11 protein-coding genes are annotated in these 12,437 nt (G+C 72.2%); 4 read left to right on the forward strand and 7 right to left on the reverse strand.

All coding sequences use genetic code 11. The features are described 5' to 3' along the window. Window positions 1-5: 5 nt before the first annotated feature. From ACZ5K7_RS16275 to ACZ5K7_RS16285, 3 genes are all read right to left on the reverse strand, one after another. Window positions 6-419: a DUF7144 family membrane protein gene (locus tag ACZ5K7_RS16275; RefSeq protein ID WP_351696126.1), complete on the reverse strand. Its 414-nt coding sequence runs from the start codon at window positions 417-419 to the stop codon at window positions 6-8. A gap of 103 nt (window positions 420-522) precedes the next feature. Continuing rightward, window positions 523-1,272, reverse strand: coding sequence for a DUF4232 domain-containing protein (locus tag ACZ5K7_RS16280; RefSeq protein WP_468914014.1), 750 nt, complete (start codon window positions 1,270-1,272; stop codon window positions 523-525). A gap of 192 nt (window positions 1,273-1,464) precedes the next feature. Continuing rightward, complete coding sequence (locus tag ACZ5K7_RS16285; RefSeq protein WP_351696124.1) at window positions 1,465-2,205, reverse strand: DUF6445 family protein; 741 nt, start codon at window positions 2,203-2,205, stop codon at window positions 1,465-1,467. A 250-nt stretch (window positions 2,206-2,455) separates the two neighbouring features. On the opposite strand from ACZ5K7_RS16285, the gene ACZ5K7_RS16290 reads away from it, so the two are divergent. Next, on the forward strand, window positions 2,456-3,241 hold the full coding sequence (locus ACZ5K7_RS16290) for a DUF4142 domain-containing protein (RefSeq protein WP_351696122.1): 786 nt from the start codon (window positions 2,456-2,458) through the stop codon (window positions 3,239-3,241). Here ACZ5K7_RS16290 and ACZ5K7_RS16295 read toward each other — a convergent pair. Then, window positions 3,238-4,884 carry a glycoside hydrolase family 13 protein gene (locus tag ACZ5K7_RS16295; protein WP_351696120.1) on the reverse strand — a complete coding sequence of 549 codons (1,647 nt, stop codon included), beginning with the start codon at window positions 4,882-4,884 and terminating at the stop codon, window positions 3,238-3,240. The genes ACZ5K7_RS16290 and ACZ5K7_RS16295 overlap by 4 nt on opposite strands. A 287-nt stretch (window positions 4,885-5,171) precedes the next feature. Here ACZ5K7_RS16295 and ACZ5K7_RS16300 point away from each other — a divergent pair, with 287 nt between their 5' ends. Then, window positions 5,172-6,122, forward strand: coding sequence for an LAETG motif-containing sortase-dependent surface protein (locus tag ACZ5K7_RS16300; RefSeq protein WP_351696118.1), 951 nt, complete (start codon window positions 5,172-5,174; stop codon window positions 6,120-6,122). A gap of 247 nt (window positions 6,123-6,369) precedes the next feature. Here the strand turns inward: ACZ5K7_RS16300 and ACZ5K7_RS16305 are convergent, their stop codons facing one another. Beyond that, window positions 6,370-7,335, reverse strand: a complete 966-nt coding sequence (locus ACZ5K7_RS16305; RefSeq protein ID WP_351696115.1) for a nucleoside hydrolase — start codon at window positions 7,333-7,335, stop codon at window positions 6,370-6,372. Between the two features lie 199 nt (window positions 7,336-7,534). Next, on the reverse strand, window positions 7,535-8,422 hold the full coding sequence (locus tag ACZ5K7_RS16310; protein WP_450971860.1) for an SDR family oxidoreductase: 888 nt from the start codon (window positions 8,420-8,422) through the stop codon (window positions 7,535-7,537). A gap of 94 nt (window positions 8,423-8,516) precedes the next feature. Here ACZ5K7_RS16310 and ACZ5K7_RS16315 point away from each other — a divergent pair, with 94 nt between their 5' ends. Beyond that, the gene (locus tag ACZ5K7_RS16315; RefSeq protein ID WP_351696111.1) at window positions 8,517-9,089 is read left to right on the forward strand and encodes a TetR/AcrR family transcriptional regulator; all 573 of its coding nucleotides are present in this window, start codon (window positions 8,517-8,519) and stop codon (window positions 9,087-9,089) included. Window positions 9,090-9,187: 98 nt separating this feature from the next. On the opposite strand, the gene thrS is transcribed toward ACZ5K7_RS16315, so the two are convergent. Beyond that, window positions 9,188-10,405, reverse strand: coding sequence for a threonine--tRNA ligase (gene thrS, locus ACZ5K7_RS16320; RefSeq protein WP_468914021.1), 1,218 nt, complete (start codon window positions 10,403-10,405; stop codon window positions 9,188-9,190). A 280-nt stretch (window positions 10,406-10,685) separates the two neighbouring features. On the opposite strand from thrS, the gene ACZ5K7_RS16325 reads away from it, so the two are divergent. Further along, a complete protein-coding gene (locus tag ACZ5K7_RS16325) occupies window positions 10,686-12,353 on the forward strand; it encodes a hypothetical protein (RefSeq protein WP_468914024.1) in 1,668 nt (555 codons plus the stop codon). Window positions 12,354-12,437: the final 84 nt, after the last annotated feature.

Below are 12,437 nucleotides of genomic sequence, written 5' to 3' on the forward strand. Positions count from 1 at the left end.
AGAGGTCAGGCGGGCTCCGGCTTGTACACCGCCAGCGCCCAGATCACGAAGAAGTCGATGCCGATCATGATGAGGGCCCAGAGCGGGGCGTAGGGCAGGAACAGGAACTGGGCGAGCATGCTCAGCGCGGCCAGGAAGATGCCGACCCCGCGGGCCCAGCCGGGGGCGCCCTTGAGGAGGGCGGCGCCCGCCACGACGCCGAGTACGCCGAGGATCAACAGGATCCAGCCCCAGCCGGTGAGGTTGATCTTGTAGACGTAGTTGTGGATGCGCGCGTACACGTCGTCGGTGGCGATGGCGGAGATGCCCTGCAGGATGGCGAAGACGCCGTTGATCAGCAGGAGGACCCCCGCGAAGACGACACCGCCGGTGGTCCAGCCGCCGGTCGGGGCGGGTGCCGGATGCGTCTGCTGTGTCATGGGTACGACGATCCGGCCGACCTTGGCCCGCCACCACGGGGGTTACTCCGAACGGGTGATTCCGAGCCCCACGACGCCGGTGGCGCACCCGGGACCCCGGCTGTCACTCACCGACCGGGCCGACGTACGTCCCCGGGTGGGTCGCGCCGTCCTGGAGCACCACGGCACCGCCGTGCCACGGCAGGTCGTACGAGGTGCGCTGGTCCGGCGCGGTGATGACGACCGTGGTCGGCGTGAACGTGGTGGAGTCGCCCTGCGCCGGCACCAGGAAGGTGATCGTGAAGTTGGCGGAGGCGCCGTTCGCCAGGGTGACCCGCTTCGGGGTGGCGTTCGTGCGCTGGAGCGACCACTGCTGACCGCTGTTGACCAGGTCGACGCCCGGGAAGCCGTAGAGCGTGCAGGAGTGGCCGCTCTTGTTGGTGAGCGCCACGACCGCGTGCTTCTGCTGGCCGGTGCCGCTGCCGGAGTCGGCCCAGGAGTAGCCGAGTCCGGAGGCCTGGCAGGCGCCGGCCGCCGAGCCGCCGGAGGCCGAGGAACCGCCTGAGGTGGACGAGCCGCCCGAGGTGGACGAGCCGGTGCTCCCGCCCGTGCTGCTCCCCGACCCGGTGTTCCCGGCCGGCGTGGCCCCGGAACCGGAACCGGAACCGGTCGAACCGGTCGAGCCGGTCGAACCGCTGGAGCCCTTGGAGCCGCCGTCGCCCGTCGCGTCGCCCGCCGCCGGAGCCGCCGTACCGCCGTCGGAGGTGACGGAGCCGGTCGCGGTGCCGTTGCACGCGGTCAGCAGAGCCATCAGCGCGGCGGCGCCGGTCAGGGCGGCGGCGGCCTTGCGGAGGTGGCGGCGACGGTTCGACATGGGATCCCCCAGCGGTGGTGTTCTCCCCGGCTCTCTGCCGGACACCTCTTTCGATGCGGCCCCGGGCGGGGAAGTTCGGGGTTCGCCGTCACGGGACCGTCGTGGTCGTGTCACGCCCGCCGTTACAGAGTCCGGTACCGAGTCCGGCACCGAGTCCGGCACCGAGTCCGTCGGCTCAACTCCCTTATGACATCAGGCCATCCAGAAGAACACCGCCGTCATCCGCTTCTCCTCCAGCGTCTTGCCGGCGTAACCGGTGGCGCTGTGCACGAGGTTGGCGTTGTAGAGGAGCAGCCGGTTGTACCTGTGCGGGACGCGGACGTCCTCCTCGAAGTGGTCGCCGGGGACGAACCGGGTTCCCAGGGCCTCGACCAGGTTGTTGTGCGGGGCCTGGACGACGTTGCCGCCGAGCCGGCCGCCGGGCAGCGACTGGCGGTAGAAGGCGGTGCCGCAGTCCTTGGCGACACCGGGGTTGAGATACAGCACCGCCGCGTACCGGCACAGCGCCCGTGAGTCGGTGTGCGGGCGCGGCTCGCTCTCGCCCTCGCCGACGACCTGGACGCAGTTGTGGTTGAGGGTGCCGCCGCCGGGCGCCTGCTGCACCCACAGTTTCCCGGCGCCGGTCGCCTGCTTCACCAGGCCTTCCACGACGGCGAGTTCGGCGGGTTCGAGGCCGGGCATGGTGCGCAGTCCGGGCCAGGTCTCCGAGGTGTACGGGTATCCCTGGACCCAGTCGTCCTTGGCCAGGCAGCGCTCGCGTACGGCGTCCACGTCCGGCAGGACGCCGTCGAACACCCAGTAGTCGCGGCCCCTGGTGGGCTTGCGGTAGGGCAGTACGGGCAGCGCGGCGGGGCCACGGCCGGGACCCCGGCCAGGACCCTGACCGGGAGCGGCGCCGCGGGGAACGCGCGGGGATGGTGGCTGTGGGGGCATGCGGCGAAGCTAGCCCGCGACTTTGTCATGGCCACACTGACCAGGGGAAGTCATCACCCTCCCGTGGGCAAGACATGGGGAGGCGGCACTCCCGGCAGAGCAAGGCCTCACAAGTTCTTTGCCAAACCAAAAGGTTTCCGGCGCCTCCCCCGTCCGTATTCATGGGCGACCGACCCCGCCCCTGCGCGGGACCCATGACCGGCAGGAGGCACCAGTGCGCTTTTCGCGGAACGCGACGGGAACTCTCTTTGTGGGCGGAGCCCTCAGCCTGACCCTCGCGGCACTGGCGTACCCGAGCATGCTGGGCGTGAACACCGTGTCCAGTGACACGACCCGCGTCATCGCCAACACCCAGTGGGGGCCGCTGACCGAAGGCGACCGTGACTTCGTGGTGAAGGTGCGCGCGGCCGGGCTGTGGGAGTACCCCGTCGGCCAGATCGGCCTGAAGAAGGGTCAGAGCCAGGCGGTCCTCACCGCGAGCAAGCACCTGATCGACGGCCACGCGGCGCTGGACGCCAGCTGCCGCAAGATCGCGCCCATGCTCAACATCACCATCCCGAACCTGCCCTCTCCGCAGCAGCAGGGGTTCGTCAACACCCTGAACGCCGACAGCGGCAAGAAGTTCGACACGGACTTCGCCAACATCCTGCGGGTCACCCACGGTTCGATCTTCAACACGATCGCCAAGATCCGCTCCACGACCCGGAACACCCTGGTGCGGATCCTGGCCGACCAGGCCAACGCCACGGTCCTGGACCACATCACGGTGATGGAGCAGACCGGCCTGGTCGACTTCCCGTCGGTCCTCTTCCAGGAGACGACCCCGCCGAAGCTGCCCGCCACCGATCTGACCCCGCCGCCTCCGGACGCGGGCCAGCCGCAGGTCGTCCTCACCCCGCCGGTCAACAGCACGACCAGCCCGCCGGCGCTGCCGGGTGAGAACGGCTTCACCGGCAGCGGTGCCGGCGTCGGCACCGGCAATGCCGATGGCAATGCCGCCGGCGTCTCCCCGGCCCCCAGCCCCACCGCCGGCTAGGCGCCCAGCCACACCGTGGTGTCGGGCGGCAGCGTGCCGTCCAGCGGCAGCGGCACGCTGGCCAGCAGCACTTCGCCCGGCGGCAGTGGCACCGGCGCGTCCGACACGTTCGTGACGCACCGCCAGCCCTCCGACCGGGCGAAGTGCAGCACCCCCTCCGGCGCTTCGGCCCAGGTCAGCGTCTCGCCTTCGATCAGCTTGCGGCGCAGCCGCAGCGCGGTGCGGTACAGCTCCAGGGTGGAGCCCGCCGTACCGGCCTGCGTCTCGGCGGCGTACGACGCGAACCACCGCGGCTGCGGCAGCCAGGCACCGCCGGACCCGAAGCCGTACGACGGTCCGTCCGCCGTCCACGGCAGCGGCACCCGGGAGCCGTCGCGGCCCTTGCGGGCATGGCCCGTCTGTTCCCAGACCGGGTCCTGGAGGACGGCCGCGGGCAGGTCGGCGGCCTCGGGCAGCCCGAGTTCCTCACCCTGGTAGACGTACGACGATCCGGGCAGCGCCAGCATCAGCAGGGTGGCGGCGCGGGCCCGGCGGAGACCATGAGAAGCATCGATCTCCGGCACCCGGCCGCCGGACAGCAGCCAGGCGTTCTCGTCCGTACCCGGCGGCAGCATCAGCCGGGAGGCGTGCCGTACGACGTCGTGGTTGGAGAGCACCCAGGTGGCGGAGGCGCCGGCCGCGCGGGCGGTGGCGAGGGAGCCGGTGATGACCTCACGGAGGGCGTCCGCGTCCCAAGGGGTCTGGAGGTACTCGAAGTTGAAGGCCTGGCCGAGTTCGTCCGGGCGGGCGTACAGGGCGCGGCGGGCGCCGGGCACCCAGGCCTCGGCGACGGCCGTGCGCGGCGGGGTGTAGGCGTCGAAGATCTTGCGCCAGTCCCGGAAGATCTCGTGCACCTCGTCACGGTCCCAGTAGGGGTGCGTGCCGGGCGGTACCCGCTCCAGCGCCTCCTCACCGGTCGCGCCGAACTCCGCCACGTCCCGGAGCGGCTCGGCGAGGTCCTTCACCAGGGCGTGCGCCACGTCGACGCGGAAGCCGTCGACGCCCCGGTCGGACCAGAAGCGCAGGGTGGTACGGAAGTCGGCGCGGACCTCCTCGTGCGCCCAGTTCAGGTCGGGCTGCTCGGGGGCGAAGAGATGCAGGTACCACTCGCCGTCCGGGACCCGGCGCCAGGCGCTGCCGCCGAACACCGACTGCCAGTCGGAGGGCGGGAGTTCGCCGTGCTCGCCGCGTCCGGGCCGGAAGACGTAGCGGTCGCGGGCCGCCGAACCGGGGCCCGCGAGCAGGGCCTCCTGGAACCAGGGGTGCAGATGCGAGGTGTGGTTCGGGACGATGTCGACGATCACCTTCAGGCCCAGCCGGTGCGCCTCGGCGACCATCACGTCGAAGTCGTCCAGGGTGCCCAGGCGCGGGTCGACGTCCCGGTAGTCGGCGACGTCGTAGCCTCCGTCGGCGAGTTCGGACGGGTAGAACGGGCTGAGCCACAGGGCGTCCACGCCGAGCGCGCCCAGATGGGACAGCCGCTCGGTGACGCCCCGGAGGTCACCGAGCCCGTCGCCGTCCGCGTCGGCGAAGCTGCGCGGATACACCTGGTAGATCACGGCCTGGCGCCACCAGTCGGGGTTCCGGGAGGAGAGGTCGACCACGCGCGTTCCTTTCGGGCGGGACAGAGTTCGAGCAGGGGGAAACCGAGAACAAGTCTGTCCATATTGCCGAGAAAGCGAACCTTCACACCGCCCGGAGCGGATCATTCCCTGTGTGAGGGAGTTGTGATGAGCCCCGAACATCTCGTGATTCGGGGCAGGTTGACAGGCTTCGGCGCGTCACACGACCATGGGCGGACACCGTGGCGCATGGGACCAATGAGCCTGGTGTCTTCTTCGCTTTCCGCAGCCTCCGCTGCCCTTTTCGCGAGATCCACGATGGGATATCCATGTCCATAACCAGTCATGTCACCGCGCGCCGCCTGCTGGGGACGGGCCTCGCGTCGTTCGCCCTGTGTGCCGCCTCCGTCGCCGGGGCGTCCGGCGCCTTCGCGCACGGCACCCCCGGCGGTGACGGCTGGAAGTCCGGCGGCCACTACAGCCCCGGCACCGGAGCCGGCACGGAGACCGGCACCGACAAGTGCCAGTTCTCGGTGGACGGCTCGAACTTCTTCGACTCGGTGAAGGTCGACGACCAGAACCTGAAGGTCACCGACGACGGTAAGGTCCACATCAAGGTCCGCGCCGCCGCCGACGCCGCGAGCTGCACCGCCTCGCTCGCCTCCTACCTGGCCCATGGCGCCACCTTCGCCACCTCGGGCGAACAGATCTTCATCGACTTCGACTCGGTGACGGTCAAGCAGGGCCAGACCGACTCCCTCGACATCGCGGTCCCGGACGCCGGCTGCTTCGCGCAGATCGACCTGTACCGGGGCGCGGTCAAGTTCGACGGCGAGAAGGACGCGAACGACGGCTTCGAGCACGGCGACCTGCCGGCCGGTCCGGACCACGCGGTCATCAAGGACAAGCTGATCGCGTCCTGGAACGGCGGCACGAAGGACTGCGCGACCGGCGAGTCGTCCTCCCCGTCCCCCTCGGCCTCCGCCTCGGAGTCGACCCCGGCCGAGGAGACCACCCCGCCGGCCGCGGAGACCCCGTCGCCTTCGGAGAGCGAGGCGACCGGCACGGCCACCTCGTCGGCCTCCGCCTCCGCGTCCGCGTCCGCGTCGACGACCGCCCCCGCGTCGGCCCCGAGCACCAACTCCGGCGGTGGCGGCGACCTCGCCCACACCGGCGCCAGCTCCACCACCCCGCTCATCGCCGGCGGCGCGGCCGTGCTGCTGGCCGGCGGCGCGGCGATCGTCGTCGCCACGCGACGCCGCAAGGCGACCCGCGCCTGACCCGAGGCCCCGCACACCCCGCACACGGGTACGCCCCAGCCGCCTTGAGCGGCTGGGGCGTACCCGTACGGACGCGGCTCAGCGGTTCTCGACGTGCCGGACCGGACCGGACCCCGGCCGCAGGGGCGGTCGAGGCCGCGGTTCCCCCCACCCCCCACCACGTCCCAGCCGTGGCTTCAGGGTTCGGCCACCTTTGCCCCTCGGTGGCCGTCGGCCTCCGCTGCCGCCGGCCCTCGCTGCCGTCGGCCTAGTCGGTGGCGACCGTTTCCAGGTACAAGTTCACGTACCGTGCCACGTCCACGTCCAAAGCCACGTCCACCATGGCCCGTTCACGACCGCCGCCGTGGATCTCGGACTCGCCCGGGCGGGGGCGGCGGTCGACGATGGTCTGGCCCCGGGTCGGTCCCGGGGTCAGGGAGACCTCTACCGGGAGCCGGCGGGTGGTCAGACCGGCCGGGTCGGCGACGGCGCAGACCGCGCCGGCGTCGCCGAGACCGCCGGACGGGTCGTCGCCGTCCGGGTCCGGGGCGGCGGGCCGGTGCGCGAGCAGGTCACCGGCGAGCCGGGCGCCGGGTTCCGCACTCGCCCGCAGCCTCCGCACCTCCGCGCCCGGCACCACGACCCGCTGGAAGACGTCCAGGCCGTACATGGTGATCGGCACTCCGGCGGTGAGCAGGACCGCGGCGGCCTCGGGATCGTGCCAGACGTTGAACTCGGCTACCGGTGTGGCGTTCCCGGTGGCGACCGCGCCGCCCATGAAGACGATCCGCTCGATGTTGCGGGTGACCTCGGGGTGGGTGCGCAGCAGCAGGGCGATGTTGGTGAGCGGCGCGGTCGGGACGAGGGTGACCGGGCGGGGCGAGGCGAGGATCTCGCGGCGGAGCAGGGTGACGGCGTCGACGTCGGCGGGGCGGCGGGCGGGCGCGGGCAGCCCCAGGTCCCCCATGCCGTCCGTGCCGTGCACATGGCGGGCCGACCGGACCGCCTCGATGAGCGGCCGCTCGGCCCCCCGCGCGACGGGAACGTCCCCGGCCCCGGCCCGCTCCAGCACGGTCAGCGTGTTCCGGACCACCCCGTCCACGTCCGTGTTCCCGGCGACACAGGTCACCGCGCGCAGATCGATCCCCGGATGCCGAACGGCGAACAGCAGGGCGAGGGCGTCATCGACACCGGTGTCACAGTCGATGATCACAGGGATGGGCTGACCGGCCACAGGGGGCTCCTTCCGTCAGCCCCGACTCTATGGGGCTGACGGAACGTTCCGGCGGGCGGCACGGGAACCGCCCGAGGGGCGCGGGACCGTGTCGCTGTGCGGTTCCGCCGCGCGGGCGCGACCAGCCGCGACGGACCCGCACCGGCCCACCGCCGGTCGCCCTTGCCCCGGCCCACCGGCGGTCGCCCCTCACCCCGGCTCATTCGTCCTTGAAGTAGTGCTCCTCCTCAAGGTCGGCCACAATCCCCGCCTCCCTCGGCTCCCACCCCAGCAGCTCCCGCGTCCGCTCACTGTTCAACGGCATGTCGTAGGTGATCAGCGCACCGAAGAACCCGAAGTGCCCGGCGGCCCGCTCACCCGGGATGCTCTCGGCCGGAACCCCCAGCCGCGCCCCGATCACCTCGGCGATCTCCCGCACCGTGACGCCCTGCTCGGCCGCCGCGTGCAGTTGCGCTCCCGCGGGCGCCTGCTCCAGCGCCAGCCGGTAGAGCCGGGCGAGGTCCAGCGTGTGAACGGCGGACCACCGGTTGCCGCCGTCCCCGGCATAGCCGGAGACCCCCGTGGCCCGGGCGATCCGGATCAGTGTCGGCAGGAAACCGCCCCGGTCCAGGGGGCTGTGCACGACCGGCGGTATCCCGACGAGCACGGTACGCACGCCCTGTTCGGTGAGTTCGCCGACCAGGCGCCCGGTGGCGGACCGGGGGTTGGCGTTGAGGGCCTGTTCGACGTGCTCGTTGCCGTCGCTCCCCATGCCGATCCCCATGAGGGTCTTGCCGGTGCCGGCGAGCACCTCGCCGAACGCCCGGGTCACCTCCAGGTCGGTGGCCGCGGCACCGGCCATGTCCCCGGCGGCCATGGCCGCGTGGTCGAAGGCGAGATGGACGACGGCGTCGGCGTCCCGCGCGGCCGCCCGCAGCCCGTCCAGGTCCGCGAGGTCACCGCGGCGCACCTCGGCGCCCAGTGCCGTCACGGCCGCGGCGGAGTCGTCGGACCGGGCGAGGCCGACGACCTCGTGCCCGGCCCGGAGCAGTTCGGGAATGACGGCGGAGGCGATATGACCGCCGGCGCCGGTGACGAAGACACGCATGACAGCTCTCCCGGGAACGAGAAGAAGGTGATGTGACTCGGTACCGTCACCGTACACCGTGACGGTACCGAGTCACATCACTTAGGCTGTCCCCATGGCTCGATGGGAACCGAACGCACGACACCGGCTCGTGCAGGCCGCGATCGACCTGTTCGGCGAGCAGGGCTACGACAGCACCACCGTCGCCCAGATCGCCGAGCGGGCCGGGCTGACCAAGACGACCTTCTTCCGGCACTTCCCGGACAAGCGCGAGGTGCTGTTCGCCGGGCAGGAGCTGCACGGCCGCCTCCTCACCGAGGGCGTCGAGGCCGCACCGGCCGCCGCGACCCCGCTGGAGGCGGTCGCCGCGGCCCTGGACGCCCTGACCGCGTCCTTCACCCCCGAGCAGCGCGCCTTCGGCCCCCGCCTGAGCGCGGTCATCGCCGGCCACACCGAACTGCGGGAGCGCCTGGCCTTCAAGGAGCTCAACCTCGCAGCGACCCTGACCGACGCCCTCCGCCGCCGCGGCGTCCCCGACCCCACCGCGAGCCTCGCCGCCGACCTGGGCGTCCGCGCCTTCGCCACGGCCTTCGCCCGGTGGATCACCCCGGCGAACGACCAGCCCTTCCCCGACCTGGCCCGCGCCGCCCTCACCGACCTCCGCGAGGCAGCGGCCGCCCTCACCTGACGCCGCCCTCCCCGGCCACCCCGTCACCCGGCCCGTCACCCGGTCCACCGGTCAGCCGGTCCACCGGTCAGCCGGTCCACCGGTCGGCCCGTCACTCGTCACTCGTCCCACAGCCCGGTCCCCCGCCCCGCCACCCGTTCCCCGATCCGCCGCACCAGCTCCGCCACCGGCAAGGCACCCACCCGGCGCCCGTCCCGCAGTCGCAGGGCCGCCAGCCCCGCCTCGGCCTCGCGGTCGCCGATCACCGCCTGGTACGGCACGAGCCTGCCGCCGCGCACCCGCGCGCCCAGACTGCCCTGCTCGGGACCGGCGACCTCGGCCCGCAGCCCGTCCGCGACCGCCGCCGCGGCCAGCGCCTCGGCCTGCGCCAGCTGTGCCTCGGCGACCGGCAGGACGAGCAGCTGCACCGGCGCCAGCCAGGCCGGGAAAGCCCCGCCGTGCACATCGAGCAGATGCGCGACGGCCCGCTCCACACTCCCGATCACGCTCCGGTGCACCATCACCGGCCGGTGCCTGCCGCCGTCCGCCCCGACGTACCGCAGATCGAACCGCTGCGGCTGGTGGAAGTCGATCTGCACGGTGGACAGGGTCGACTCGCGCCCCGCCGCGTCCGCGATCTGTACGTCGATCTTCGGGCCGTAGAACGCGGCCTCCCCCTCGGCCTCCTCGTACGCCACGCCCGCCTGGTCCAGCACCTCCCGCAGCAGCACGGTGGCCCGCTGCCACAGCTCCGGGTCGGCGACGTACTTCCCGCCCGCACCGGGCAGCGAGAGCCGGTGCCGTACGGCGCTGATGCCTAGGTCGGCGTAGGCGCGGGCGATCAGCTCCAGGGCGGCGCGGGCCTCTTCGACGGCCTGGTCGAGGGTGCAGAAGATATGGGCGTCGTTGAGCTGGATGGCCCGCACCCGGGTGAGTCCGCCGAGGACACCGGACAGCTCGGCACGGTACATGGCCCCCAACTCGGCGATCCGGAGCGGCAGTTCCCGGTAGCTGCGGGACCGGGACCGATAGATCAGCGCGTGATGCGGACACAGGCTCGGCCGCAGCACGACCTCCTCCGCCCCCACCCGCATGGCCGGGTACATGTCCTCGCGGTAGTGCGACCAGTGCCCGGAGATCTCGTACAGCTCGCGTTTGCCGAGGACGGGTGAGTACACGTGCCGGTACCCGGCCCGCCGCTCCGCGTCCCGGACGTACTCCTCCAGGGTGTGCCGTACGACCGCCCCGTCGGGCAGCCAGTAGGGCAGGCCCGCGCCCATCAGCGGGTCGGTGTCGAACAGGTCGAGTTCACGGCCGAGTCGGCGGTGGTCCTGCATGGCGGGTCTCCTTCGTCAGGGAGGCGAACGACCCGCGGCACGACAAAGCCCCGGGGCGTTCGCCCCGGGGCTTCGGACAGGTCAGGTGTCAGCGCGCCGGGACGGTCTCCGGCGTCGTCGTGAGGAACGGACACGGCAGGGCGCGCTTCATGCCGGGGACGGTAGCAAGCCGGGCCGACGGCGGGCGAAGGGTTTTCCGGGCCGCGCCGGCGTCACACATTCGTCACAACCTCCACACGCGATCCGATCATCCGACTGACAGACGGTCATGATCGGTCACATGACGAAGACTTCCGTGCCGAGGAACCTGGCGGCGGCCGTCACGGCCGCCCTTCTGGCCGCGACCGTGACGACGGCCGCGGCACCGTCCGCGGCGGCCGCGACGGTGCCCAGCTGTTCCTCGACCGGCGACTCCACCAACCAGAAGAGCGACATCCACAGCCTGGCGAACCACCGCGGCGTGGTGGTTCTCAAGCTGGACACCAGCGTGAACAGCCTGCCGACCGAGCTGCACGTCGGCTCGTGGACCGTACCGGTCAGCTGGGTGCCCACCGGTACCGCGAACACCTGGCAGACCGACGGGCCGATCCACCTCGACGCCTACGGCACGTGGGCCGCCTACGTCGACGCGCCGCTCATCCACTACCCGGGCCTGTCCACGGAGCTGTACGGCCTGGTGGACTACACGCTCCAGCCGGTCGTCCAGACGGCCCGCACCGACCGGGCCGCGTCCGACACCGACCACCGGACGGTGACCGTCTCCGGCACGGTGCTCGGCCGCGATCCCTACACCGGGCAACTCCAGCCGTACGCGGGCCTCGCGACCGTGAAATGGCTGTCCGAGACCGAGCTGGACCCCAGGACGACGGACGCCCCACTGGCCGCCGACGGCACCTTCAGCCAGGCGATCACCGTGGCGGGCGGCGCCTGGATCTCGGTGACCGCCAACCCGGGCACCGACCCGGCCGCGCACGTCGCGGGCACCGCCGCCTGCACGCTGGCGCCCAACCTGGCGAGGATCGACGGCGCCGTCAGCATCGGCGCCAAGACCTCGGCCTCCCCGGTGCGCTCCGGCGCCACGGTCACGCTGTCCGGCAAGGCGACCTGGACCGAGCAGGTCAGCCCGTACACGGTGCATCCCCTGGCGGGCCGCACGATCCAGGTGAGCTACGCCGACGGGGGCTCCGCACCGGCGGTCACCACCACCGCGGTGACCGGCGCCGACGGCTCGTACAGCGTGAAGGTCACCGTCACCCGTCCGGGCTCCTTCTCGCTCGGCACGTCCGCGGAAGCCCCCTACCTCAGCAACGCCTGGGCCGATGTCACCCAGCAGGTCCAGATGCCGCTGTCGATCACGGGGTTCAAGGCCGCCCTGGGCGCCGACCACAAGGTCACGGCGTCCGGCAAGCTGGCCGCGACCGTGAGCCGTTCACCCGGTGTGGGCGGCCAGGCCGTGGACCTGGAGTACTCGGCCGACGGGCGCACCGGGTGGACCCGCGTGGCCACCGGGAAGGCCAAGGCCGACGGCACCTTCACGATCAGCGCGAGCAACCGTGCCTCCGGCTGGTACCGGGCGCACCACCGCGCCTCCACGACCTACCAGGACCAGGTCACCACCGCGGTCAAGAAGTCCCGGACCGCCAGCCGGGTCACCTCGCTGAAGATCACCCCGCAGCCGGTGGCCAAGGGCAAGACCCTCACCGTGACGGGGGTGCTGCAGCACCACACCACGGCCTGGAAGGCGTACGGCGGTCAGCGGGTCGCCGTCCTGTTCCGGGCGACCGGCACCTCCACCTGGAAGACCGTGACCACGGTGACCACCAACAGCACCGGACACTTCACCGCCAAGCCGAAGGCGACCCGCGACGGCACCTGGGCGGTCGACTACGCCGGCAACAGCACCCACTTCGCCAGCCGCTCGGCGCAGGACTTCGTGGACGTCCACTGAACCCGGACGCCTGTGATGTCCCGGGGAACTCACCCGGACGGACCGGAGCGGTGGTAGGCGGTCGTCAGGGGTGATGGCGTGATC

This window comes from Streptomyces sp. NPDC031497 (assembly GCF_055580905.1).

Coding starts and splice junctions, on each gene's coding strand:
- thrS (WP_468914021.1), bottom strand. CDS start 10,405: ATGCAGGACCACCGCCGACTCGGCCGTGAACTCGACCTGTTCGACACC.
- ACZ5K7_RS16280 (WP_468914014.1), bottom strand. CDS start 1,272: ATGTCGAACCGTCGCCGCCACCTCCGCAAGGCCGCCGCCGCCCTGACC.
- ACZ5K7_RS16275 (WP_351696126.1), bottom strand. CDS start 419: ATGACACAGCAGACGCATCCGGCACCCGCCCCGACCGGCGGCTGGACC.
- ACZ5K7_RS16315 (WP_351696111.1), top strand. CDS start 8,517: ATGGCTCGATGGGAACCGAACGCACGACACCGGCTCGTGCAGGCCGCG.
- ACZ5K7_RS16325 (WP_468914024.1), top strand. CDS start 10,686: ATGACGAAGACTTCCGTGCCGAGGAACCTGGCGGCGGCCGTCACGGCC.
- ACZ5K7_RS16310 (WP_450971860.1), bottom strand. CDS start 8,422: ATGCGTGTCTTCGTCACCGGCGCCGGCGGTCATATCGCCTCCGCCGTC.
- ACZ5K7_RS16285 (WP_351696124.1), bottom strand. CDS start 2,205: ATGCCCCCACAGCCACCATCCCCGCGCGTTCCCCGCGGCGCCGCTCCC.
- ACZ5K7_RS16300 (WP_351696118.1), top strand. CDS start 5,172: ATGTCCATAACCAGTCATGTCACCGCGCGCCGCCTGCTGGGGACGGGC.